General features: G+C 42.1%; 18 protein-coding genes and 4 pseudogenes. 15 read left to right on the plus strand and 7 right to left on the minus strand.

Annotated elements, in window-relative coordinates:
* The first annotated feature begins 57 nt into the window (after nucleotides 1–57).
* The gene (locus ANSO36C_RS06580) at nucleotides 58–1,257 is read left to right on the plus strand and encodes an ISAzo13 family transposase (RefSeq protein ID WP_251960248.1); all 1,200 of its coding nucleotides are present in this window, start codon (nucleotides 58–60) and stop codon (nucleotides 1,255–1,257) included.
* On the opposite strand, the gene ANSO36C_RS06585 is transcribed toward ANSO36C_RS06580, so the two are convergent.
* On the minus strand, nucleotides 1,244–2,536 hold the full coding sequence (locus ANSO36C_RS06585; RefSeq protein ID WP_251958883.1) for a DUF3131 domain-containing protein: 1,293 nt from the start codon (nucleotides 2,534–2,536) through the stop codon (nucleotides 1,244–1,246). The genes ANSO36C_RS06580 and ANSO36C_RS06585 overlap by 14 nt on opposite strands.
* 536 nt (nucleotides 2,537–3,072) lie before the next feature.
* Between ANSO36C_RS06585 and ANSO36C_RS06590 the strand changes: the two genes are divergently transcribed.
* Together ANSO36C_RS06590 and ANSO36C_RS06595 are read left to right on the plus strand one after the other, a co-directional pair.
* Nucleotides 3,073–3,306 (plus strand): hypothetical protein, encoded by a 234-nt coding sequence (locus tag ANSO36C_RS06590; protein ID WP_251958884.1) that lies wholly within the window; start codon nucleotides 3,073–3,075, stop codon nucleotides 3,304–3,306.
* Nucleotides 3,299–3,598: a hypothetical protein gene (locus ANSO36C_RS06595; RefSeq protein ID WP_251958885.1), complete on the plus strand. Its 300-nt coding sequence runs from the start codon at nucleotides 3,299–3,301 to the stop codon at nucleotides 3,596–3,598. Before ANSO36C_RS06590 ends, ANSO36C_RS06595 begins: the two co-directional genes overlap by 8 nt.
* A gap of 369 nt (nucleotides 3,599–3,967) precedes the next feature.
* Here ANSO36C_RS06595 and ANSO36C_RS06600 read toward each other — a convergent pair whose 3' ends face one another.
* Nucleotides 3,968–5,197 carry a glycosyltransferase family 4 protein gene (locus ANSO36C_RS06600; protein ID WP_251958886.1) on the minus strand — a complete coding sequence of 410 codons (1,230 nt, stop codon included), beginning with the start codon at nucleotides 5,195–5,197 and terminating at the stop codon, nucleotides 3,968–3,970.
* Nucleotides 5,198–5,291: 94 nt separating this feature from the next.
* Nucleotides 5,292–6,680 carry a trypsin-like peptidase domain-containing protein gene (locus ANSO36C_RS34170; RefSeq protein ID WP_323374571.1) on the minus strand — a complete coding sequence of 463 codons (1,389 nt, stop codon included), beginning with the start codon at nucleotides 6,678–6,680 and terminating at the stop codon, nucleotides 5,292–5,294.
* 156 nt (nucleotides 6,681–6,836) lie between these two features.
* Here ANSO36C_RS34170 and ANSO36C_RS06615 point away from each other — a divergent pair, with 156 nt between their 5' ends.
* Complete coding sequence (locus ANSO36C_RS06615) at nucleotides 6,837–7,178, plus strand: hypothetical protein (protein WP_251958887.1); 342 nt, start codon at nucleotides 6,837–6,839, stop codon at nucleotides 7,176–7,178.
* 163 nt (nucleotides 7,179–7,341) lie between these two features.
* Here the strand turns inward: ANSO36C_RS06615 and ANSO36C_RS06620 are convergent.
* Nucleotides 7,342–8,254, minus strand: a pseudogene (locus ANSO36C_RS06620) (S1C family serine protease).
* A 159-nt stretch (nucleotides 8,255–8,413) separates the two neighbouring features.
* Between ANSO36C_RS06620 and ANSO36C_RS06625 the strand changes: the two are divergent.
* A pseudogene (locus ANSO36C_RS06625) lies at nucleotides 8,414–9,252 on the plus strand (uroporphyrinogen-III synthase).
* Nucleotides 9,253–9,396: 144 nt separating this feature from the next.
* Nucleotides 9,397–9,691, plus strand: a pseudogene (locus tag ANSO36C_RS06630) (2Fe-2S iron-sulfur cluster-binding protein).
* A gap of 793 nt (nucleotides 9,692–10,484) precedes the next feature.
* Here ANSO36C_RS06630 and ANSO36C_RS06635 read toward each other — a convergent pair.
* Together ANSO36C_RS06635 and ldpA are read right to left on the minus strand one after the other, a co-directional pair.
* Complete coding sequence (locus tag ANSO36C_RS06635; protein WP_251958888.1) at nucleotides 10,485–12,218, minus strand: R3H domain-containing nucleic acid-binding protein; 1,734 nt, start codon at nucleotides 12,216–12,218, stop codon at nucleotides 10,485–10,487.
* A 93-nt stretch (nucleotides 12,219–12,311) separates the two neighbouring features.
* Nucleotides 12,312–13,471 (minus strand): annotated as a pseudogene (gene ldpA, locus ANSO36C_RS06640) (circadian clock protein LdpA).
* Between the two features lie 162 nt (nucleotides 13,472–13,633).
* Between ldpA and ANSO36C_RS06645 the strand changes: the two are divergent.
* The 9 genes from ANSO36C_RS06645 (at nucleotide 13,634) to ANSO36C_RS06680 (ending at nucleotide 23,828) form a co-directional block, all read left to right on the plus strand.
* Nucleotides 13,634–14,581, plus strand: a complete 948-nt coding sequence (locus ANSO36C_RS06645) for a response regulator (RefSeq protein WP_251958889.1) — start codon at nucleotides 13,634–13,636, stop codon at nucleotides 14,579–14,581.
* A 163-nt stretch (nucleotides 14,582–14,744) separates the two neighbouring features.
* The gene (locus ANSO36C_RS06650) at nucleotides 14,745–14,948 is read left to right on the plus strand and encodes a hypothetical protein (RefSeq protein WP_251958890.1); all 204 of its coding nucleotides are present in this window, start codon (nucleotides 14,745–14,747) and stop codon (nucleotides 14,946–14,948) included.
* Entirely contained in the window at nucleotides 14,915–16,366 is a 1,452-nt protein-coding gene (locus ANSO36C_RS06655; RefSeq protein ID WP_251958891.1) for a PAS domain-containing protein, read from the plus strand. Before ANSO36C_RS06650 ends, ANSO36C_RS06655 begins: the two co-directional genes overlap by 34 nt.
* Nucleotides 16,363–17,958, plus strand: coding sequence for a histidine kinase dimerization/phosphoacceptor domain -containing protein (locus ANSO36C_RS06660; protein WP_251958892.1), 1,596 nt, complete (start codon nucleotides 16,363–16,365; stop codon nucleotides 17,956–17,958). Before ANSO36C_RS06655 ends, ANSO36C_RS06660 begins: the two co-directional genes overlap by 4 nt.
* Nucleotides 17,959–17,960: 2 nt before the next feature.
* The gene (locus ANSO36C_RS06665) at nucleotides 17,961–19,565 is read left to right on the plus strand and encodes a hybrid sensor histidine kinase/response regulator (protein ID WP_251958893.1); all 1,605 of its coding nucleotides are present in this window, start codon (nucleotides 17,961–17,963) and stop codon (nucleotides 19,563–19,565) included.
* 111 nt (nucleotides 19,566–19,676) lie between these two features.
* Nucleotides 19,677–20,036, plus strand: coding sequence for a VOC family protein (locus ANSO36C_RS06670; protein WP_251958894.1), 360 nt, complete (start codon nucleotides 19,677–19,679; stop codon nucleotides 20,034–20,036).
* Nucleotides 20,033–20,158 carry a hypothetical protein gene (locus tag ANSO36C_RS33830; protein ID WP_267145358.1) on the plus strand — a complete coding sequence of 42 codons (126 nt, stop codon included), beginning with the start codon at nucleotides 20,033–20,035 and terminating at the stop codon, nucleotides 20,156–20,158. Before ANSO36C_RS06670 ends, ANSO36C_RS33830 begins: the two co-directional genes overlap by 4 nt.
* Nucleotides 20,159–20,185: 27 nt before the next feature.
* On the plus strand, nucleotides 20,186–21,493 hold the full coding sequence (locus ANSO36C_RS06675; RefSeq protein WP_251958895.1) for a recombinase family protein: 1,308 nt from the start codon (nucleotides 20,186–20,188) through the stop codon (nucleotides 21,491–21,493).
* A gap of 715 nt (nucleotides 21,494–22,208) precedes the next feature.
* The gene (locus tag ANSO36C_RS06680; RefSeq protein WP_251958896.1) at nucleotides 22,209–23,828 is read left to right on the plus strand and encodes an ArnT family glycosyltransferase; all 1,620 of its coding nucleotides are present in this window, start codon (nucleotides 22,209–22,211) and stop codon (nucleotides 23,826–23,828) included.
* A gap of 268 nt (nucleotides 23,829–24,096) precedes the next feature.
* On the opposite strand, the gene ANSO36C_RS06685 is transcribed toward ANSO36C_RS06680, so the two are convergent.
* The gene (locus ANSO36C_RS06685) at nucleotides 24,097–24,483 is read right to left on the minus strand and encodes a hypothetical protein (RefSeq protein ID WP_251958897.1); all 387 of its coding nucleotides are present in this window, start codon (nucleotides 24,481–24,483) and stop codon (nucleotides 24,097–24,099) included.
* Nucleotides 24,484–24,861: the final 378 nt, after the last annotated feature.

Below are 24,861 nucleotides of genomic sequence, written 5' to 3' on the forward strand. Positions count from 1 at the left end.
ATGATAAGAGAAAGATAAATTCAGTGTGCAGTCTAGCTCATGTATCCAAAATCTATCATTCAACTCACCGCGCACCTAAAATCTCTGTACATCAAAACAGCGAAAAAACTCAAGGGAAGTGACCGAAGACAATTCATGGCAGAAGTAGTCAAAGGTTTGGGAATAGGTGGACAAACTGTGGCGGAAAGGGAGTTGGGATGGAATAGGCGCACTATCCGTAAAGGGATGCAGGAGTTAGAGAGTGGTCAGCCTTTTATTGATGGTTTCAGGCGTAGTGGACGCAAGCGGGCTGAAGCAAAATTATCAAACTTGTTGAGGGATATAAAATCGTTAGTAGACCCACAAAGTCAAACTGACCCCAGTTTTAAAAGTATACGTTTGTATACACGCATGACGGCAAGCGAAGTCCGTCGTCAACTAATTGAACAATTTGGTTACACAGAGGAAGAACTACCTTCATCAGAAACAATTCGACGAAAATTGAATGATTTAGGCTATACCTTAAAAAGAGTTCTGAAAACCAAGCCTATCAAGAAAATTCCCGAAACAGAAGCGATTTTTGAACAAGTTGAACAAATTAATAGTGAAGCTGACAATGACCCTCATACTCTGCGAATTTCCATTGATGCTAAGGTAGCAGTTAAGATTGGAGAATTTGACCGTGGGGGTAAAAATCGAATGCCAACCATCTCAGTAGACCACGACTTCCCGACGGAGATAACTCTGATTCCCTACGGCATTTTTATACCTGAATACAACGAGTTATTTTTATTCTTTGTTTCTTCCAAATTAACCGCTGATTGTATTGTTGATTTGCTTGAAAGCTGGTGGCAAACTGTCAAACACAGATTTGCTCATATTCAAAAACTGGTGATTAATCAGGATAATGGACCTGAAAATAATTCTCGCCGCACTCAATTTATGAAGCGGATTGTAGATTTTGGTACATCATCTCAACTGACGTTACAACTTGCTTATTATCCGCCTTATCATAGCAAATATAACCCGATAGAACGTTGTTTTGGCTGGTTAGAACAGCATTGGAATGGTAGTTTACTTGACACTGTTGAGACTGTACTGAATTTCGCCCAAACTCTCACATTTAAGGGTAAAAATCCGGTGGTCACATTGGTAGAAACAGTTTATTCTACAGGAGTTAAACTTACTACCTCCGCTATGGCAGAAATTGAAACACAGATTCACCGCCTCCCCAATCTCAGAAAATGGTTTGTAGAAATTTTTGCTAAACCCACATAGCTATTGGATCATTTTTTTTGTGGAGTTCTCTTAAAATCTCCAAAATTAGCCCATTAGTATTACCTGTCAAAGCTTTATTAGGTTGTTTTGATTCTTCATAGATACCAGCATAGTAACCACTGTCATCAGGACTGCGGAGATCCTTGACAGCATCAAAAACTTTTTGAGCATAAGCATTATCTGGAAAAAGATAGCGCCAACCGAAAGCAGCTTTGGTGCTGATGCTGCGAAACTGTGGATAAGGTTTATTGGCATCCGTGATTGTTGCCCAGTTTGCACCGTTAGCGTAGACGGTGTTGTAGAGAAAGTAAGGTGCTTGATCAATATTATCTTCTGTGACAGCAGTCAACTGCCCCGTGGTATCATAACGCCGTTTTTGCACATCTAAAACCCTGGCAGCAAAATCAGCTAACTCACCTTGCAAACCAAATTCAATCCCATCTAGGATATAAGATTCACTAACAACGTAATTATTAGCGTTGGTGTTTTGAAAGTCACGGGTATCAACGGGGATTTGCACGCCATTAATTTCGACTAACTTAAACGGCTCAAAAGCAATAGCTTTCGGTGCAGAAAAGCCCCAAAGTTGATAACCCCTGGCGGCATACTCTTCATAGCCGAGTCGTCCTTCTTGCACCAATAACGTTGTGTTGTCTGGAAGAACAGTAGCGCCAAAAAGTTGCCCATCTTTGAGCGATCGCGCCACTTGCCATTGTGCGACAATTCCTTTGAGCCAATCATTATATTGCGGATGACAAGTGCGAATGACATCAAAGGCCGCCAGGATTCGCCCAACATCCAAAGCAGACCAACCAAGACCCCGCTCAAGGGGATTGTTGCCATAATCAACCATTTGTCCATTGGCTGCGTTATAGACTTTATTGGGCAAGGTATCTTCAAATAACTTTAAGCTGTTGAGAGTTGTTAAAAATTTGTTGAGACGAGCATCAAAGTCTGCTTGGTCAGTGAGATTCAACCAGCGTGCAGCATTCAACGCCATTAGGTAATTACCCATATCCCAGAGTGTACCAGAAGGATAACCCCCAGTAGATTTGGTAAATCCTGTTGCTGGCTGATAATTTTTGACAAAATACTGCCAAGCAGAACGAGCATAAGTTTGTTCTTCAGGTGTCAGAGGGACTGTAATATTGCTACAGCTATTGGAATTTTGCGATAAGACTGGTGTCGGGATGTAAAACAACAATTGCAAAAATGTCCCAACTAGGAACAATGCAATCCATCTCAACAGCTTTTGTTGATGGTGCTTGTATATCATCATATTGCAAAGAAGGAGTTAGGAGCGTCATAGCCCGTCTGTACAGTTATATTTCATAAATCGAGCTTTATCTAAACAGAATTCAGGAGTCAGGAGTCAGAATTCAGTATGAATTCTGTACTCGATCGTCTGAATAAACGGGTTTAAAACCCCCACCAAATTGAAAATTTGGTGGTCTTAAAGACGCTCGATAGCACAGCGTTAGCGACGCAGGAGCCTCTGACTCCTGTTAGCGGTAGCGGGGCGTTTAGCCCATTCTGACTCCTGAATTCTTCTTCAAAATGTGAAGACAATTTAAGATAAGCGATCGCTTTCTTCAAAAGATGGATGCTACGCATAGCCTACTTCCGTAAAGGGGTACGACGACGCACCTAGAGCGAGATTGCTGAGATATCAGGCTAGTTTGCATAATTTCGGATAGATTACCGCAAATGCGCTGATACTTTAATTTACTTTCTTCATAAAATCCGCAAAAACACCGTTACGCTATTTGGACTTGTGATCAAAACTTAGAGCATCCAGTTTCTTAGGGCGTGTTTATGACCAACCCTGTAAAGACGGTTATCCAAGTCAATCTGAAGATGGCTCTAGAAGTAGCTCAAGAATTGGAGCAAGCTCCATACACTCAACTCAGTACTTATTGTTTGGAGATTTTACGGGAAATAGGATGTCCTGGTACTGAACTCCCACTGAACTTACAAACTCGCGATCAGCAACTGAACTTTATCACAGGCTTTGCATCTTATGCTTTTGGGGAGGTACAAAGTGTATAAAACATTACTTGAAGATATATTTTCTAATTCAGAAGATGCAGAAGATATTGAAGATATAGAAGAAACTACTTTTCCTGCCACAGATAAAGATTTGTTAGTTTTAACAGAAAAATTTTTAGGGTTTGAAATTCCCTCAAAGGTTTTCTTGCAAGCTATAGCTATTGCTGATTACGACTGTGAAGCGGCTTTCCGTTACGTTGATAACTATTTGACTACCCTGAAAAATAAGAATAAGCGTAAGCATAAGAAATTACTTGTGTTAGGAGCTTCAACTAAGTTTGAAAATAATTAATGTGCTTTTTACTAAGCTAATCCTGAAACAATCCAATTTGGATAAGATAATTTGCACGAGCGATGTAGAGACGTTGCAATGCAACCTCTCTACAAATATTTATCCCATAGCTATAAGATAGAACAATTAGAATTTATCTAAAAGCATAAAATGGGATCTTTATTAGATCAAGCGTTTTTATCAGAAAAAGCTAGGTTCAAAACCTCGCCCCTGGTGGACGAAAAAATCCAAGTTTTCTCAAGGTAGGTAAAAACCCCACCTCTTGTGGGTGTCTGAATTAATTGCGAATTGCGAATTGCGAATTGGTTTTATGTGTGTCCTAATTGCGAATTACGTAGTTTGCTTCTCGCTTTTAGCGAGTATTACGAATTACGAATTAGTATTATTCCTTCCAAGACAAACTTGTTCATAACTTTTACCAGCGATATCCCAAGTGAACTCTGTTTCTACAAGTTGTCTACCGTTGTCAGACAATTCCGATCGCAGATGTGGATGATCAAATAGTTGACTAATCGCGGTGACATACTCTGTGGGTGTATTGGCTCGTAATGCCCGTAATGTATGACTAGCACCATCTACGCTCAATCCTTCTAAGCCGCGATCGCTAGCTACTACAGGTATACCAGCTGCCATTGCCTCTAAAGTTTTATTTTTAATGCCAAACCCAGTTCGCATGGGTACAACGCAGATGGTGGCTTGATGCAAATATTCTACCATCGAAGGCACACGCCCAATTACATTAATTCCTGGTTTTTGATTAAGCGCTAAAACTTCTGATACTGGATGAGAACCGACAATATCAAAAGTTGTATCAGGATATAATTTTTGGATTTCTGGCAAAACCTCCTTGCTGAAAAAGCAGACAGCATCAATGTTTGCTAAATTATCCATTGCCCCAATAAAAATTAAGCGATGTCCTCCTGGATCGGTGGTACGGTTGGGGAAAGAAACTAAATCTACGCCATTGGGAATAACTGTAATTTCACTATTGGGGTTAAATTCCTGTAGTTGAATTTTATCTTCTTCTGTTGTTGCGACAATTGCCGAAAATTTAGCACAGTAGCTTTGCTCATAACGACGCAAAAGTGGCAGATTAATTTTATCTCTGAGGGAATTTTCAGAAATGCCTGTTGCTAGTTGGTTCCGACAGGTAGCGTAAACAGAACTATGAACATTCACTATGGTTTTTAGCTGTTTCTGAAAATGTGGCTGCACATAAATTTCATTGACGCTATGTTCGCAAGTAATTACATCGCATTTCCCTGCCTTCACCCAGTTATCAACCCATGTTTGCATTTCAACCGAGTAGCGGTTGAGTACACTTGGCGGTGTCCCCTGTTGTAAAAATCTACCAAATCGCTGTATTTTCTTTAATATTCCGGTAGTTGGAGAATCTGGCGGACGTTCAAAAATAGCTAGATGATCCACACAATCGTGTAATCCTGCTATTTCTGCATCTGTAACATCGCCTTCGCGTTGAGTCGCTAGGGTGACAGTATGGCGTTGACTCAAGTATTTAAGTAAATTAAATGTCCTAACTTGGGTTCCCCCGCGCGTTGGTGGATAAGGAAAGGTGGAAGAGAGCATTAAAATGTTCATATAAGTGATGAATCAAATGTGATACATACACCATGACCTCATTGAAGGCTGATGTCATCATTTGATTTATACAAGAGGTCTATTTGCCCCTGCCTTAAAGCATAATTAAACCCAGGCGCACACCCACAGCAACAGCTTCGGTGCGACTGGAGACACTGAGCTTTTGAAAAATAGATGAGAGATGAAATTTGACGGTATGCTCAGAAATATGCAAACGTTTAGCGATCGCTTTATTCCCCAAACCTGACCCAAGCATACCTAAAACCTCTATCTCCCGTGGTGTCAAGCTTTGTACAGGATTCGTTACCACTTTTTCGCGGATAGACAGTAATTCTACAGCATCCGGGTGCAGCACCAGCAAACCAAAAGCGATCGCCTCCACAGCCGCAACAATTTCTGACTCTGTGCTAGTACTGGGCAATATTCCCCGGATTCCAGAACGTAACGCTGTCTCTAAGTCAATGTTATCGAGTTCCTCAACAATGACGATCATTCCTAATGGGTATTGCTGTTCTTGAATAGCCAGCAATTTTTCCCACACTGATTTTTGAAGATTACCGCTTAAATCTACCAGCACCACATCTGGTTGTAATTGCCCAACTTCACTCGCCAATACATCCAAATCAGATGCACTCCCCACAACCGTCAACCGGGGATTGGTAGCCACCACAGCTGATAACCCTGCCCGCACCACAGGGGAAGTAGCAACTACCATTACCCGAATCATGTTGCCTCCACAGCAGTTTTTCTCAGACGGCACACCAACATAAATCACAAATTGCCGTCCACCGCGTAGGAGTTGTAGCGGCACAGATCCTTTACTGTGATAAAGATATTTGCTTAAGTCATTGATGCTAGTGAATAATCGCCCCGAAACTCCAATTAAGACATCGCCAATTTGCACACCAGCAGTTGCCGCTACACTGTCAGGTAAGATTGACAGCACCAATAAACCCAATCTACGTCTATCTAAAAGCACAGGTTGCAGTGTAACTCCCAGTTGCAGACGACTATTTACCTGTAAAAAACGCTTAACAGTTTTGCTGGGAACTGCCACAGCCAAACCATTAGCAATCATCGTATTAATTCCCACAACTTGGCCTTGACAATCGGCAAGCGGCCCTCCAGAGTTTCCAGGATACAGCCGTAAATCGGCCATAACTGCTCGTGGATTATTTGCATAGATAATTCCAGTTGTCACAGCACCACTGTCAGCAAAGGGATTACCCACCGCTAAAACTAATTCACCCACTCGTAGCGCCTCAGAATTGCCGATGGTTGCAGCATTTAAATCAGTGGCAACAATTTTCAGGGCGGCTAAATCCTGCTGTGGATCAAATTGTGTACGCAGCGCGTCAAATACTCTTCCGTCCGCCAATTCCACAGTTGCGCGATTGCTGGTTGCTACATGAGCATTCGTGATAATTAGTCCGTCAGGTTGCCAAATTACACCAGAACCGATTCCCAAAGAGCCGCTTTTCACTTTAACAGTGCGAGTCGCGTAGTTTAGCAGCTACCTCTGTCAATTCAGCAGCGATGTTAGTTAATGTTGTGTTTGCCATGTTATGCAATTTTTAAGTATGTCACAGTAAAATCTATTAGCTGACAATAGTTTTTAGTCGGGTTGGGATAATTGAGAATGCTGCAAGATATCAATCAACCCAACTTTGCAAAGCAAATTCTCACAGTTCCGAGTTCAAAGGCTCAACGTTCGAGCAAAAAGGTCGAAGTTTCGAGTTCAAAAGCTCAACGTTCGAGCAAAAAGGTCGAAGTTCCGAGTTCAGAGGCTCAACGTTCGAGCAAAAAGGTGGAAGTTCCGAGTTCAAAAGCTCAACGTTTGAGTAAAAAGGTCGAAGTTCCGAGTTCAAAAGCTCAACGTTTGAGTAAAAAGGTCGAAGTTCCGAGTTCAAAGCTTGAACGTTCCAGTAAAAAGGTCAAAGTTCCGTGTTCGGAAGTTAAAGTTTCGAGTTCAGAAGCTTGAATGAATAGAAAAGTTAGATATAGCGCTTTTCATTTACGTGAGGTACACCCGTGTGGGCACGACACTGCCGTGCCCCTACACCCCGCGATATAATCTTGTACTGCATCTGAATTGGAATCGCTATAAATCTTGACACAGCTAGTTAAACCCATCCAAATTGGCATTATTCCTCCTTAGTAGACCGTTCGCCAACTGCGATCGCTAACTCAACTAAAACTCCACCCCGGACAACTTGCACATTGACAGCTTTACCAATGCGATCGCTACTATTAAGCAGCGCCAACACATCACCTGTATCGCCCACCGTTACGCCATCGAATGTTACCAAAACATCGCCAAGCAACACACCTGCTTTTTCAGCAGGGCCCGAAGCCTCAACATTGACAACAATTACCCCAGTTGCCGAACTTAAATTGAGAGCAGTTTTTAGATTGTTTTGGTAAGCGTACAGGTTGCATTCCCACACCCAAGTAGCCCTTAGAAATACGTCCTTTTGCTACTAATTGATCAACCACGCGATCGACTGTAGCAGTAGGAATCGTTAAAGCAGTACCACGCCGCCCCGATGTATTCATTCCTACCACAAAACCAGCAGCATCCACAAGCGGCCCACCTGCAAAACCAGAATAAAGGGTGATGTCTGGGCGAATGAATTGATCAATATTTCCGCCACTCATACTCCGCCAAGCACCGCTAACTACACTCACTGCACCCATCGCCGCCTTTAAGTCACCTTCGCTACCTCTTGCCAGTCCTAATACCAGATGACCGACTTTGAGCGTTTTAGCATCGCCAATTTTTGCCACAGGTATTTCTACATTCTCTAGTTTAAAAACAGCTATATCGGTGCTAGAGTCATGACCAACGAGTGTTACTGGTGCAGTACTACCATTTGATAGGGTAATGGTGATATCGTCATAGCGCTGGAGAGACTCATCAGAGGTAACAATAATACCATTACGCCAGTGAATGCCACTTGGGGAAACACGTGTACCCCCATTGACAGCAACCACAGCACTCCCAGCTTCTTCTACGGTATCAGCTAAACTGTTGGACAAAGCCAGTAATGAAGACATAAGATTTTTCCGTAAACGTTCTTAGATATTCATATAGTGCCGTTTTATCAACACAGACGACATCGGAAAAATGGGGAGAATTTATCCTAGAAAAATGGCTAGGATTTGCATCAGCTTTTTGGCGTTGCGGAATCAAGATATGAAATAGGAGATAAACAAATGCACACCCAATTAAGAGAAATAAACTTGCTTACTCCATCCAGAGAATTACCTCTATATGGCAAGAGAATTTTAGTTACAGCACCGAGAAATTATGCTTATAGGTTATCTGAACAAATCATCAAACAAGGTGGTTTACCTGTTTTCATGCCCACTATCGAAACTCGCTATTTATCAAACTACAATAAATTAGATACTGCTCTCATCCACATAGAAGAATTTGATTGGATTGTCTTCACAAGTAGAAATGGTATCACTGCATTTTTTCATCGGCTGAATGATTTAGATATTCCTGTATCTGTGGTGCAAAAATGCCAATTATGTGCTTTAGGAAAGACGCAGAAAGCTTATTATCTTTTTGTGGCAAAGTAGATTTAATTCCCACAGAATCTAGTCCAGCCGGAATTGTGGCTGAATTAGCGAAACTTCCGCATATTCACGAAAAAAAAGTACTATTACCTGCTCCAGAAGTTGTTGGTTTGCCTGAGCCTGATGTTGTACCCAACTTAATTACGGATTTGCAGAAATTGGGTATAGAAGTAACTCGCGTATCCACGTATATCACACAAGGTTTAGACGCAAGTATCTACGGTGTTGAATTAAACTTGATGCGTCAAGGAATGATTGATGTAATTGCCTTTAGTAGCACAGCAGAAGTAGAAAGCTTTTTGACAATGGTCAACTCACCAAGCGATTATGAACATTGTGTCATTGCATGTTTTGGCCCTTATACCGCCGCTAACACCCAAAAATTGGGTATGAATGTCTCTATCGTGTCTAAGGAGTATAGTTCATTTCAAGGATTTGCTGATGCAATCGCAGCATTTTTTCCTCTCTGATTTTCGTGTAGAGCTTTTGGTACATATAAACTAGCCCGACTAACCCCTAGAGAATCTAAACAGTCAACCGTAATCAACTCTAGACTAGCAGCACATAAACTCGTAGTATCGAATATGGAGTTTATTTGAACTAGGGATTGTTACATGGCAACTTATAAAGTCACATTAAAGACCCCAGATGGCGACAAAACAATTAATGTTGAGGATGATGTATACATCTTAGATGCGGCTGTCGATGACGAAGGTATAGACTTACCCTACTCCTGTAGGGCTGGTTCTTGCTCTAGCTGCACCGGGAAACTGATTTCAGGTTCAATTAACCAAGACGATCAGAACTTCTTAGACGACGATCAAATTAACGATGGATTTGTCCTTACCTGTGTTTGCCTATGCTACTTCTGACTGTACAATCTTAACCCATCAAGAAGATGAGCTTTAAAGATCGCTAACGAAGAATATGATCTGGACTTGCCTTCTTCCTGTAACGCTGGTTTTTGCTCCGTAACAGAAAAAAGGGAAGAAGGAATAAATCTGTATTGAATTTTGTTCAAAAATCAAACAGGAGTCCTAAATTATATGTCGTGTGCAACTTTTACAAAAATACTCGTTGAAAGCCCTTGACTAACAGGCGCTACGCGCCGTATTACGTACTTTAGGCAAGGGATGAAAACGGTTTGAGGTTGTTTACGCCTCAGTCACGTTCTGGTAAAATTACGTTTAACAGGAACGGTAATCAACCTGTATAAAAACCTAAATGCCTAACGGCAATCTGTACCTTGACAATTGAAGATATGGGGTTCTATTCCATAGTTCTAGTTCCTGCCCAGGAATAGGTAAAATCTTCATGGGGACTAGGCGATCAGAATTTCAATCAAACAAATTTTGGAATCATCCAACTACCGAGGGGCACTCGGAAAGTTAACGCTTGAGGAGAGAACCACCTCTGGGTTAGATACCGCAAGGGGTCTAATTTAAGTGGACTCGCTGAACCAAGATCCTCGTACCTTTAGGTCGAGGAGTGTCAATCAAACCTAGCCCCCTTCCACTTAAAGTAAGAGGGGGAAAATTCTATTCCTCTGTCCTTTTAGGACAGAGGAATAGAAGTAATATTCAGAATATTAAAATAATTCGTAGGTTCAGTTGAGCGGTTACTTAATGAAGTCGAGTTGCTGATTAACAATGAACCTCACTCTTAACCCCTCTTCGCAATGCGGAGAGGGGTTAGGGTGAGGTTACGCCGGATAAATCCGTAAGCGGCGATTTGGTTCTTCACCAAAACTATGCGACTTGAGGCGATAATGTTCTACCAACTCATGTTGCATTTTGCGAACTTGGGGAGAACGTGGTAATAACTCCACTGGCTGTCCTTTCGGAATCACAATTTGCTCAACAGCAAGTCTAGCTTCTTCCAAGGCATCCATCTCATCATCACTACCATTGTGCAAAAACAATTGTAGTTCTAGATCATCAGCCATTTCTGGATCGTCCATGTTCAGCAACCGCCGCAAACCACGGGTAATTTGCGGAATGGTGCTGGACTTAATCATGTGGATGGGTACATGACGGGCTTTGGCCATTTGGCGCAATTTGGCGTGGTTTTTGACGTGCGATCGCAATGCTAAAATTGCATCAGCACTATCTATATCTTTTGTCAATACTACAGGTAAAGTTAGCACGCTAATTACCTGTTCTAGTTGGTGGCGGCTAACCCCATAAGGGTAAACGTGCAATGGCAAATCTTCACCATTCGGCCCTGGCACTCTTGTAGCAGCATTTAGATCAATGCTTTCAGAATAATTGAAAGATTCATCCAGCAAACGGTCAAACTCACTGCGCCCAGTTACCCGCTCTACAGGCAATTGTGGCAATGCTACCATTTGTCCAGATGAACGCCAGCCATTAGACGGCCGCGCCGATGGGAAAGATTCTTCCACGGTCGCTAGCTGTCCACCACGACCGTTGACAACAGCTAACTGCCTTGTAACAGCAATTTTACCTTGGTCATCAACGGTTCTCGTTTGTGGGGTAGCCTGACGACCCCGCAACAGATTATCTACTGTGTCAGCAACACTTTCGTGTACTGTCCAGCGTTGGCGTTCCAACATTTCCACAGCAATTTCAAAGGTAGGTGGGGCTTTACGCTCCAAAACAGTCTTTTGACTGCCCCGCCGTCTGGCTTCGTCGTCTCCCAGTGTCACAGCTTGGATACCCCCAACTAAATCAGCCAGGGTGGGGTTTTTAATCAGGTTTTCAATCTGATTTCCGTGGGCAGTCCCTACCAACTGTACACCCCGTTCCGCAATGGTACGAGCCGCTAAAGCTTCGAGTTCTGTGCCAATTTCATCAATGACAATGACTTCTGGCATGTGGTTTTCTACTGCCTCAATCATCACCTGATGCTGTTGGTTTGGATGAGCAACTTGCATTCGCCGAGCGCGACCAATAGCGGGGTGGGCAACATCACCATCCCCAGCGATTTCGTTGGAGGTGTCAATAATTACCACTCGCTTATGTAATTCATCGGCTAAAACACGGGCAATTTCCCGTAAGGCAGTAGTTTTGCCCACGCCTGGACGCCCCAGCATGAGAATCGATTTACCCGTTTCTACCAAATCGCGGATCATGCCAATGGTTCCGAATATCGCCCGACCGACGCGACAGGTCAAGCCAATAATCTTACCAGTGCGGTTGCGGATGGCGCTGATCCGATGCAAAGTTTGCTCAATTCCTGCTCGATTATCTCCGCCAAAGATTCCAACTCGTTGAATACAATCATCTATCTGTTCTTGAGTAACGGGTACTTCGCTCAGATACTCAGCTTGATTAGGAAAGCGAGCCTCTGGGCGACGACCCAAATCCAAGACCACTTCTACTAAACTATCTCGTTTGGGATGATTCTCTAGTACTTGTCGCAGGTCTTGGGGCAAAATGTCTAATAACTTTTGGAGATCGTCTGTAATCGTCATGCTTTCTATTAGTGACGGAAACAAACGTAAATCAATGCTTTCAGTCTTCGCTCTTTCTTAGATGCTCATCCTAATGCTCAAAACATATAGCGATTAGCGCTCGTGCTGTGACTTTATCTGGGAAACGAGAGAATGGGCAAGTTCTACAGCTTGCCAAAGTAATATGTCATCTCTTCTAGGCGAACAGTCGCCTTTACGTGGTGTTATTTACCTCCTTATTCTCTAACTGTTCGAGAATTGGTGACAGCAGTACACGGGCGTAGCTACCGTAGGCAACCCGGAAATTTTGGATTTTGGATTTTGGATTTTAGATTGTGGATTGGTGTCTTCTAATCCAAAATCTAAAATCGGCAATCTAAAATCGCTCAGTAGTCCCATTGCCCTTAACTTAGCAACGGCTATAGCTATTTGTGCCACCTGCTAACTTGCACATATCCCGGTAACTTAGCTGCCAAAACTTTTTGTCCTAATTTCACCGAGGCTATTGTGGTGCCATCGCCAATATCACCACTCATAGGACGACCATCAGTTTGCCAAATTAAAGCACTCTTGAATGGGACAATTAGCTTATGCAGTGCTTTTAGGTAATCAGTCATCCCTTCGCCATCGGGACAGCTGATAGCTAGTAACTTTAGTTGATCAGCCCACGGTGAAATTGCTTGCCATAATTTCTCAAATTCTGCCAACCGCCCAACTTTTGTATGGATTTCTACGGCATCTACTCCCGTTGACATTACTAAAGGCGCGATCGCTCCCGACGTTGAGGCATACGATGAGGTACTAATTCTATTATGCGGACAAATTGGTATGCAACGACCACAGCCATAGCACTTTTCGGATATTACTCCTGAAAAGTCTTCTTTTATACTGTTAAACACAATGGCTTGTGCTGGACAAATCCGTTCACAGGGACGTGGGCAGTCTGTAGGACACTTAGTAGGAGCAAATTCTGCTTTCCGAAAATGGGGATCTTCTCCATCGTTCAGGCTGACCATCAAAAAGGGCGAATTTCCTTTGTACTCAAAGCCTCGCTTTTGGGCATCACTAGCCAGAGATTTGGCTATTTGTAGCCCTGCTTGCGCTGCTGCAATCACCGCAGGATCAGCTGCAACATCTATGCAGTCAGCGCCCGCCAAAGTATAGGCTAACGTTAAACTTCTGACTGCCGGCAAATGCTGGAAGCTGGCTCCGCAGATCAGCTTGAACCAGTTACCTTGTTTGAGAGATTGTAAAGGGGCGAACAGATCAGTCACACTTCTATTATGCGTTTATACGATTAAAAATAGTAGTCTGTGATCAAGAAAAATTCGGATTTCTTGATTTGGAGATTGGGGATTGGGAAATAAATTAGATATTAATTATTTCTTCCTATGCTTTATACGCCATCCCTCTACTTTTTTAGGAGGTCGAACTGTATGAGAGTCCATCTAATAACTGTATTTTTCGTAGAAGACTCTGCTGAAGACAGAGCTTTATATCGACGCTTCTTAGATCGGGACGATCGCTACACCTACGAAATTTACGAATTTGAGTCTGGCAAAGAAGCGTTGGAAGTTTGTCAATGGAAAACACCGGATGTAATTCTATTGGACTACCGATTGCCAGATATGGATGGGCTGGAATTTCTGCATGAATTACAGCGACAAACCCAAGGTAGCCATACATCTGTGATGATGTTAACTGGGCAGGGCGACGAAACGATCGCAGTCCAAGCTATCAAGAGTGGGGCGCAAGATTATCTTGTCAAGGGAAAACTGACTGCTGATAATTTACGTCGAGCGGTTCATGGCGCAAGCAAGCATAAGCAGCTAATGCGGCAGCTAAAACAACAACAAGAACAACAAAAGTTAGTCGGAGCGATCGCTCTGCATATCCGCCAATCCTTGAAGCTTCAAGATATCCTCACTACTAGTGTCAAAGAAGTCTGCCAGTTACTCAAGGCTGATCGTGTGTTGGTGTATCAGTTTACTCCTCAAATGCTGGGTAAGGTCGTAGCAGAGTCAGTATTACCCCAATGGACACCAATCTTGGGATTTGAGATTGAAGATACCTGTTTTCAGCAAAACCGGCGGGGAAAAATCTGCACAGTGGCGAACATCTACGAAGCGGATTTAAGTGATTGCCATATTCAACTTTTAGAACGGTTTCAGGTGAAGGCGAATTTAGTTGTGCCGATTTTGTTAGAAAGTAAGGGGACTCCTGAACTGGAACTCTGGGGGTTATTTATTGTGCATCAATGTTCTAGCCCTCGACAATGGCAAACATTTGAGGTGGAATTGCTCAACCAACTGACGGTGCAATTTGCGATCGCCATCCAACAAGGCGAACTTTACCACAAGCTCGAAACCCTCATACCGAGTTAGAAGCCAAAGTAGAAGAACGTATTGCCAAATTGCACCAAAGCAATCGCCGTTTTTATGCCATCTTTAATAATACTTTCCAGTTCACAGGGCTACTAACGCCAGATGGCATTTTACTGGAGGCCAACCAGGCTGCGCTCAGTTTTGGCGGACTCAGCTTGAAGATGTGATCAATCGCCCTTTTTGGGAAACACACTGGTGGACAATTTCATCGCAAACTCAAGCAGAATTAAAACAAGCGATCGCTTTGGCAGCTCAAGGAGAGTTTGTCCGCTATGAAGTCGATGTTCTAGGCGCAAATAACCGAGTAATAACAATCGATTTTCTTTACGTCCATTGCAAGACGAGACAGGCCAAGTTGTTTTGTTGATTCCAGAAGGGCGAGATATCAGTGAACAACAAGCTGCACTGCGCGAACGCCAAAAAGCTGAAGAAACCTTGCGCCAAAATGAAGAACGTTGGCAATTAGCGATCGCAGGTACTAAGGAGGGAATTTGGGATTGGGACATATCTACTAATCAAACCTTCCGTTCTCGGCGTTGGTTCACAATGTTGGGATATGAACCTAACGAACTTAGCGATCGCGATGATGAGTGGAGTATTCGCATTCATCCTGATGATTATGCCAGAGTCATGGCTGCACAAGAAGCTTATTTGCTCCGGCAAGTTTCAGATTATAAAGTTGAATATCGTCTCCGTTGCAAAAATGGCAGCTATCGCTGGTTTAAATCGCGGGCTAAAGGAATTTGGAATAAGCAAGGAAATCCACTGCGATTGGTCGGTTCACTTGAGGATATTACCGATCGCATACAGACTGAAGAAAGACTCCGACGGAGTGAAGCACTGCTAGCCACTACTCAACAGATTGCCCATGTAGGTAGTTGGGAATTTAATTTAGAAACTAAAAAGCGCTGCTGGTCAATAGAAACTTTTCGCATTTTTGGTCTAAATCCAACTCAAAGCGAACCGACCGAAGAAGAATTTCTCCAGATAGTTCACCCAGACGATCGCGCCTGGATGAAGACCCACATCCAACAGGCAATCGCTCAAGAAACCTTTTTTAATACTGAGTATCGAATTGTTCGACCCGATGGTTTAGTGCGCTACCTTGAGGCGAAAGCAGAGATAGCTTATGACCCTCAAGGGCAGGCAGTTAAGCTACTGGGATCTGTTCTAGATATTACAGAACGTAAACAAACTGAAGCAGCTTTGGCCAGAAGTGAAGAACAACTAAGGCTAACGTTAGAATTTAATCACATCGGTATTTGGGATTGGAATCTTAAAACAGGTGAAGTTGTCTGGAACGACAACCATTATCGTTTGTTAGGTTTAGAGCCAGAAATATCCGTAGCTAGTTATCAGCTATGGCGCGATTGTGTTCATCCAGAGGATGTTGACCAAATTGAGCAAGCTGTATCAAATGCTCTGGAACAACATACTAATTTTCAGGGTGAATACCGAGTAATTTATCCTAATGGTAGTGTTCACTGGTTCACAGGGAAAGGGCGGGGCGTTTATAACGAAGTAGGCGACCCTGTACAGATGCTAGGAGTAATTATTGACATCAGCGATGTCTACGACGAGCTTCGCTTACGCAAACAAGCAGAAGCAGCCTTGCGAGAAAGTGAAGCAAGGTTCCAGGCATTTATGAACAACAGCCCAGTACTAGCGTGGATCTCTAATACAGATGGGCATATACTTTACTCAAACCAAGTATACTTGCGGACATTTCAATTACTACCCGAACAGGTAATTGGGCAATCAGTTTTTGACCTTTACCATAGATGAAGTTAACTTTCGCAGCATTTCGAGCATATTCAGACAGTTACACAACAAATCAGGCAATTGAGACAATCAAAGTTGCTTCTCGAACAGATGGCATTCTTGGTGAGTTCTTGGTATACAAATTCCCAATTCTCGGATTGTCTGAACAAAAATTAGTGGGTAGGGTAGCGATCGACATCACAGAACGTAAAATTTTAGAACGAGAACTGGCTCACAAGCAAAATTTATTGGATACTTTTATCAATAGCGCACCCGTTGGTATAACCATTCTGGATCGGCAACTGCGTTACTCATTGATTAATGAAGCATTAGCAGAAATTAATGGTATTCCCGCAGCCGCGCATATTGGTAAAACTCTGTGGGAGATTGTCCCTGATTTGGCATCAAGGCTCGAACCGATCTTTCAAAATGTTTTAACTACAGGTGAAGCGATTCTGGATTTTGAGATCAGTGGAGAAACCCCAAAACTCCCAGGTGTAATCAGAACTTGGCTAGCTTCTTATTTTCCAATTCAGTCTGAAGCCGATCAACCCACTAGCATGGGCATGGTTGTAGTTGAAATCAGCGATCGCAAACGCGCTGAACAAATGTTAGAGTTGCAAGCAGTAATTATCCGCAACATGGCGGAGGGAATTTGCCTAATTCGTGCCACAGATGATGTGTTTGTCTACACCAATCCTAAATTTGAACAGATGTTTGGTTATGACCCTGGTGAATTAATTGGCAAGCATGTGTCAATTGTTAACCACGGAAATGAACTTATGACACCTGAAGATGTTAACCAGGCCATTAGAACTAATATCTTACAACAGAGTGAAGCAAGCTATGAGGTTCATAATGTTAAAAAAGATGGCAGTTTATTCTGGTGTAGCGCTACTGCTTCCGTTTTTAGGCATCCTGAGTATGGAAATGTCCTTGTAGCTGTTCAACAAGATATCACCGAGCAAAAGCAAGCGGAGGAAACAATTAAAGCCTCTCTGAAAGAAAAGGAAGTATTACTTAAAGAAATTCACCATCGTGTAAAAAATAATTTAGGAATCGTCAGCAGTTTACTGCAAATGCAGTGCCGACGGACACAAGATCCTGTAGTAACAGCAATTTTGCGCGATAGCCAAAACCGTATTGCTTCTATTGCCTTAGTTCATGAAAAGTTGTACCGTTCTGAAGACCTCGCCGATATTGATTTTGCTCAATATATCCCAGATTTAATAACTCATTTATTTGATTCTTATAATGTTAGTTCCAGCCCGATTACGCTTAATATTCAAGTTGATAATGCTAGCCTCGACATCGAAACCGCAATTCCTTGTGGCTTGATTATCAATGAACTGGTTTCCAATGCTTTAAAATATGCCTTTGTAGGTAATCGTGGAGGCGAAATTGAGGTTAAGTTTTATCAAGAACCGGAATCTACTTTGACACTTATTATCCGAGATAATGGTGTTGGTTTACCTGAAAATTTTGATAGCAAAAAAGCTAAAACACTCGGCATAACACTAGTTCAGGGTTTAGTCAAGCAGCTAAGAGGAAAGCTTGAAATTAACTCTCAACAGGGAACAGAGTTCAAAATTACTTTTACAAATATTCGGTCATAAACATGATTAGTATCCCCTCAAACACAGTGAAAAAGGAGACAGTTAAAGTCCTTGTCGTTGAAGATGAGTATATTCTTGCTATCAACTTACAAGAAACTTTAGAGTCTTTGGGATACGTTGTCTTAGATATTGCCGACTCCGCAGAAGGAGCGATCGCAAGAGCGACTAAGCTACGCCCAAACTTGATTCTAATGGATATCAGGTTACGAGGTGAAATAGACGGCATTCAGGCAGCAGAGCAAATTTGGCATAATCTGCAAATCCCTGTTATCTATGTCACAGGTCACTCTGATAAGTTCACTGTAGAACGGGCAACCCTGACATCCCCTTTTGGGTATATTCTTAAACCCATCAAAGAGCAAGAACTTTATGTTGCCATTCAAACAGCACTCAATCGCTATGATCGCGAGCAATTTTTGAGTTCTGTGCTTCGAGGAATGGGTGATGGGGTAATTGTAGTAGACAATGAATTACATATTAAATATATCAATCAGGTAGCTGAAGCTCTGACGGGGTGGCGATGGAACGAAGCTAAGAACAGGATGTTAACTGAAGTTATCAAACTTATTGATGAGCAAACTCAGCTTTCGGTAGAAAATCCAATTATCGCAGCCCTCCAACAAGAAACTATTGTCTATCTAAGCAGTGGCGTTTTACTAGTTCCTAAAAACGGGATAAATATACCAATAGCTGACAGTGCTACTCCCCTCAGAAATAATAATGGTGTAATTACAGGAGCAATCCTAGTTTTCCGAGATGACACACAACGACGGTTAACTGAAGAACGTAATCTCGCAAGTGAACGTGCCCGACAACTAGAAATTCAAGTGGCAGAACTTCAACGGCTGAACCAGTTGAAAGAAGATTTTCTGGCAACCACTTCTCATGAAATGCGAACGCCCTTATCAAACATCAAAATGGCAATCTCCGTACTAGAAAATATTCTTGATCAGCAGGGTATTTTAAATGCAAAGGCACTTTCCCCATCTGAATCTGTAGCCCGCTATTTAAGTATTCTGCGCGATCAGTGCGAACAAGAACTAGATTTAGTAGATAATTTACTGCATATACGGATGATTGATGCAGATATCTATCCTTTAGAATTAACTTCAATTCAACTCCAAAGATGGCTGCCTCACGTTGCCGAGTATTTTCAGGAACGCGCTCAAGCTAGGCAACAGTCTTTTAAACTTAGCGTTGCTCCAAATTTACCACCCTTAGTTTCAGACTTGTCTAGCTTGACCGAAATTATCTCAGAGTTACTCAACAATGCTTGTAAATATACACCGCCTGATGGACAGATTGCAGTCGATGTTCAGCTAATCGACACTAATGAAGATGCTGAATCTGGTGTATTACTTAATTTTCCATCTCCCTACTTTCAAATTGAAATTAGCAATTCTGGGGTGATAATTCCGAAAAAAGAACAATCTCGAATCTTTGAGCCGTTTTACCGAATTCCTCAAAGCGAACGCTGGCAACAGAGTGGCACAGGATTAGGTTTAGCATTAGTGAAGAAGTTAGTCAAATATCTCCAAGGCACAATAGAAGTTACCAGCACTCAAGGCTGGACAACGTTTACAGTTAAACTGCCGTTGAGTCTTTGATGTATTTGTCATTTGTAATTGTCTCCCCATTGCCCGAAAGAGTTCAAAGTACGTCAAAATCTAAATAAACGCGATGCCTGCGGCAGGCTACGCCTACGCATATTACCGACAATGCAGATTACTCAAAGTCTCCATACAGCGATTCTTGTGACTGACTTAGAACGCTCCGAGCAATTTTATGGCAAAGTGTTGGGATTATCTAAAATAGATCGTTCCCTGAAATACGCTGGCGCATGGTATCAAGTCGGCAACTACCAACTTCACCTGATAGTTGCGCCTACTGTCCCCACGAAAAACCCAAACGAAAAATGGGGGCGCAATCCCCACATTGCTTTCTCTGTTGCTGACTTAGACACCGCCAAACAGGAATTACTAAATCATAATTATCCCATTCAAACCAGCGCCTCCGGTCGCGCTGCCCTGTTCACTCAAGATCCTGATGGGAATATTATCGAGTTGAGTCAGCAGTGAGGAAGCAGGGGAGGCAGGGGGAGATGAGGGAGATGAGGGAGATGAGGGAGATGAGGGAGATGAGGGAGATGAGGGAGATGAGGGAGATGAGGGAGATGAGGGAGATGAGGGAAGAGAATTAATAACCAATGACAAATGACAAATGACAAATGAAAATTATTGCCTATTCTTACACCGATCCGCTTTTAGAATCTTCTCCCGATCAAGCCGATTGGGGATGGGAAGTAGATCGGGTTTATGAAGATTTGGGCAAGCCAGACTCTTCTGAACGATCGCAATTACAACAATTATTTACCGATTGCGAAACTGAATCAGCAGATTATTTGTTGATTCGTCGGTTGGAAGAATTGGGTGATACTGTAGAAGAAATTAGCGATCGCTTAAATAAACTCGAAGTAATGGGAATAGCGGTAATCGCCACTGAACAACCCTACACTTCCGAAAATTACCCACTGGGCGCTGATTTACTGAATTTGTTACACGCAATCCAACGTCAGCAACGTAGTCGCCGCATCCGTCAAGGACACGCCCGTAATCGTCTTGAGGTTGCACCGCCACCCGGCAAAGTTCCCTACGGCTATCGCCGAGGTAAGGGAAAATATACTGTTGATCGCAGTACTTCACCAGTAGTCAAAGATTTTTTTGAACACTTTCTACTTTATGGTTCCCTGCGAGGTTCAGTTCGTTACTTGGCAAAAAAATACGGTAAGAAAATCTCTGTCACTACAGGAAGGCGCTGGCTGACTAATCCAGTTTATCGCGGCAATACAGCTTACCAAAATGGTGAAATTATCTCCAATACCCATATTCCAATCATTTCTAAAGAAGAAGCAGCCCAAGTTGACCGACTTTTACGCCGTAACAGCCGTTTATCATCCCGAACTGCTAGCGCACCGCGTTCTCTAGCTGGGTTGGTTGTTTGCGCTGAGTGTCAGTCACATTTGACAGTTACCCGTGTCACCCAACGCAACCAAGATAAGGAGTATCTTTATTTACGTTCTACTAGCTGCCCTCAACGCCCCAAGTGTAAGGCTATTCCTTACCAAGAGGTGTTGGAACATACAATTGAAACGGTTTGCCGTGATTTACCACTGGCGGTAGCAGGGATGAATTTTCCGCAATTGGATGCAGTCAAGAATAGTTTAGGGCAAGCGATCGCTCGTCAGCAAGAAATACTCGTCCAGTTACCCGCTTTAATTGAAACTGGAATTTTAGATGCTGAAACAGCAAAGTTAAGGGCTTACAAACTCCGCACAGAAATTTCTGCACTCGAAGCAAAGTTGGCAACTCTCCCTCCAGTTAACTTGCGTTCTGTTGCTCAAGCTGTTTCCATACCACAATTTTGGTTAGATTTGTCAGAAACAGAGCGACGATTTTACTTTCGAGAATTTATTAGGCAAATTGACATTACTTTTCAAAATAAAGAATTACAACTCAGAGTTATTTTTATTTTTTAACTTAAATATGCTTGTCTTTGTCAAAAATAATAAATTTGGTTGAGTAAATAAACTCAATATTTTCGCTTGTTTGTTGATTTCAATACTTTTTTAGAGAATTTCTATAACATCCTAATTTTCATTATTACAATTTTGAATATTAAATTTTTGTTCTCATCCTCAATGCTTATATTTTATTCTGAAGATTACTTTCCCATCAGGACAAAATTCAAAGTTTATAACAATTATTTCTGTATTTTCGTGGTTAAGCTAACTTATATAAATTCTGTATTAAGATACACCAAACTATATGATTAATAAATCATAAAAGGTACATAATCTTACGTATAATCAAGCTACACATAGTTTTTGTAGAGAAGAACACCAAAAACAAGAAGCTAAGAAAACTTGGTTTAACCTCACAAATAAAAGGTATTACAATTAAGTAGATAAAAATTAAACTAAGGTTAAAAAATAAGATGCTAGTTAATACCCGGACTACTTAAGAGGTAATAAATAATTTATTGTTTGTATTATTTTTATCATTTACCTGCTGAAATGTTGTTTAAATAACTAAGATGAATTTTTCAAAAAATAGGGCTAATTATAAAAAGTTGAGTTAATCTTAGAAACTAGCAATTGTTAAGAACATACGTTGTTACTGGGTGGCAACATTGGAGATTAGCTAGATGTCTCTATGTAATCAAACCAGCAAGTAAAATGATTAACATAGAATATGCAAGAAGGAAGTTTTATTTGGAGTCATCTGGAAAAACAGCATCGCACAGTTGGCAAATGGATTGATTGGGTATGGCTAATAGTATTGCTGTTAGCAGCAGTATTACTGTTTAGCATCAATCTGGGAGGATTGCCTCTGCGAGATTGGGATGAAGGGACTGTGGCACAGGTTGCTCATGAAATTTGGCAAGCGCCAGCAGGTTCCATGCGTTGGCTTTACCCAACACTAGGAGGCGAACCATATCACAACAAGCCGCCTTTGATGCATTTGCTAATTGCTTGGGCTTATTCTTTGGGAGGCGAAAATGAGTTGACAACGCGTCTCCCTGGAGCAATTTTAACAGCGACATCTGTACCTTTACTGTATTGCATTGCTCAAGAGATATTTCGCCAGCGTTGGGCAGCGATTTATAGCGCTTTGATTTACCTAACAATGCTACCCGTAGTACGTCATGGGCGGTTAGCAATGTTAGATGGGGCAATGGTAAGTTTTTTGATGGTGATGATGTTGTGCGTGTTGCGATCGCGCCGAGATTTACGTTATTGTCTTGGTGTTGGCATTAGCTTCGGATTCATTTGCCTCACTCAAGGATTACTAGGCATATTACTAGGTGCGATCGCGATCGTCTTTCTATTTTGGGATACACCACGACTGCTCACCTGTTACTATTTCTGGATAGCAATCTTAATTGGCATTCTGCCTGTCGCTGCTTGGTATAGTGCCCAACTAATTGAATACGGTTATACTTTCGTTCAAATTGGCCTTGCAAACCCATCATTAGGCCGAATTGGCTCAGTTGTAGAAGCGAATTCTCAACCACCTTGGTACTATGTGATTGAACTTCTCAAATACACATGGCCTTGGTTATTATTCTTACCGCAAACTGCCCGCTTAACTTGGGAAAATCGCAACCTTAGCTGGGCAAAACTAATAATGGCATGGAGTGGTGTTTACCTGCTGGTAATTTCTTTCATGATTACCAAAGTTCCCTGGTATCTATTCCCGATTTACCCTAGTTTAGCTTTAGCTTTTGGTATCCAGTTATCAGAAACAGAAAATTCGCCTTTACTCTCATCCTACCCCCGTGCTTGGGTTGCTGGTTTAGCAATACTTGCTGTAGTTGCTTCTGCTGGTAGTATTTATTTTAGTTGGGGCACAACACCGAAAACAGACCTACAACTGATTTTTGCAGCAGTGGCTTTAACTATGACCTTAGCAGCTATTTTGGCAGAACGGGGCGACGGCCAATTTCTGAAGATTTTGTTTTGGGGAAGTTATATTTCACTGCTGTTGTTAATGAAATCTAACTACTGGGTTTGGGAATTATCTGAAGCCTATCCAGTTAAACCAGTAGCAGCGATGATTGTGCGGGCAAATCCAGCTACGAAGAAGATTTACACATCTTTTCCCCACCATCGTCCCTCGTTGGATTATTATAGCGATCGCACCATCATTCCCGCTTCTGTTGGTGAACTCCAATATTATTGGCACTACAACGGCCAACCCTACTTTCTACTTCATGCATCTGCTTTCAACAATCTTCAACTAGAGTCGATGAAGCTAATTGACCAAGCTGAAGGCTGGAAACTGATTACAAAAGACACTGAACGATTATAAATGTGGGGCATTGGGCATGGTTATTCTCCTTGTCCCCTTGTGAATAAAAAATCAGATCATTGCCCAAAAGGTAATGATACAAGTATTACCTGACAATTTATAACTTGGGTTTGATATAACTTACACATTTGGAATGCTCCCGGTATTTCCGCGAACATAATGTCAAACCGTGTCTTATTTAGGGCAATAAGACACGGTTTTACATAAGTATTTAGTTATAATATTACAAAAATCAAAACAAAATCTGATTTATACAAAAGTAATCCATTTACTGAGATTTGTTTCCTGGTTCATTAATTTTTTCCGTTCTGGGAAGAATTTGGCTATCGTAGTTTGTCCTCTCTTGGGTAAGAGCGATCGCACTAAAAAAAATGGCACTTCCTACAGCCAAGGCTACCATAGGACGTTTGAGCAAGACAAAATCTCTGAGAATCCTCGCTAAAGGTCGGCTTTGCCGACGTAGCGATGAAGACATCATCAATTGTCTCCAAGTAAACGGATCGCGGACATAATGACCACTTTGGCAAACGACTAGCCGTTCCTGACAATAGGGACAGCAAAACAAGCCCATGCGTGTTTTAACTGGTTTGGGCGTAGCATTTCTTTGGCAAATTGGGCAAGTAACATAATGATTATCAAAAGTGTGTATATTCATTTACCTCGTCCGCCTAGTCCATTTACTCGCTCTATAACAATAACTATATTGAATTGGAATCAATGTATGGTCTAACATCAGGCATAAACCATACATATATTGTATTACTACCAAGGATGCCTCAATGGTCGCAAGACGAGTATAGCTAGATTTAAGCAAGGATGACTCCAAGTTTTTGTTTGCCGGTGCGTTCACCCAACCCCCAAAAACTCTCTTGTCTCTATACAACGATAGCTTTGGCGCAGAGGCGCACTCTACTAACCGCAGCTATGTCCAACCTAGCGATCGCTAACCCCTAAATAATAATTGTCTCCTATTTAACCATTCTCCCTACAAAAATTTTGCACAATGACATTTTTGGCTAAAGGTTTGTAAATC

The organism is Nostoc cf. commune SO-36, from assembly GCF_023734775.1.
In the GTDB taxonomy this organism is placed as follows: domain Bacteria; phylum Cyanobacteriota; class Cyanobacteriia; order Cyanobacteriales; family Nostocaceae; genus Nostoc; species Nostoc commune_A.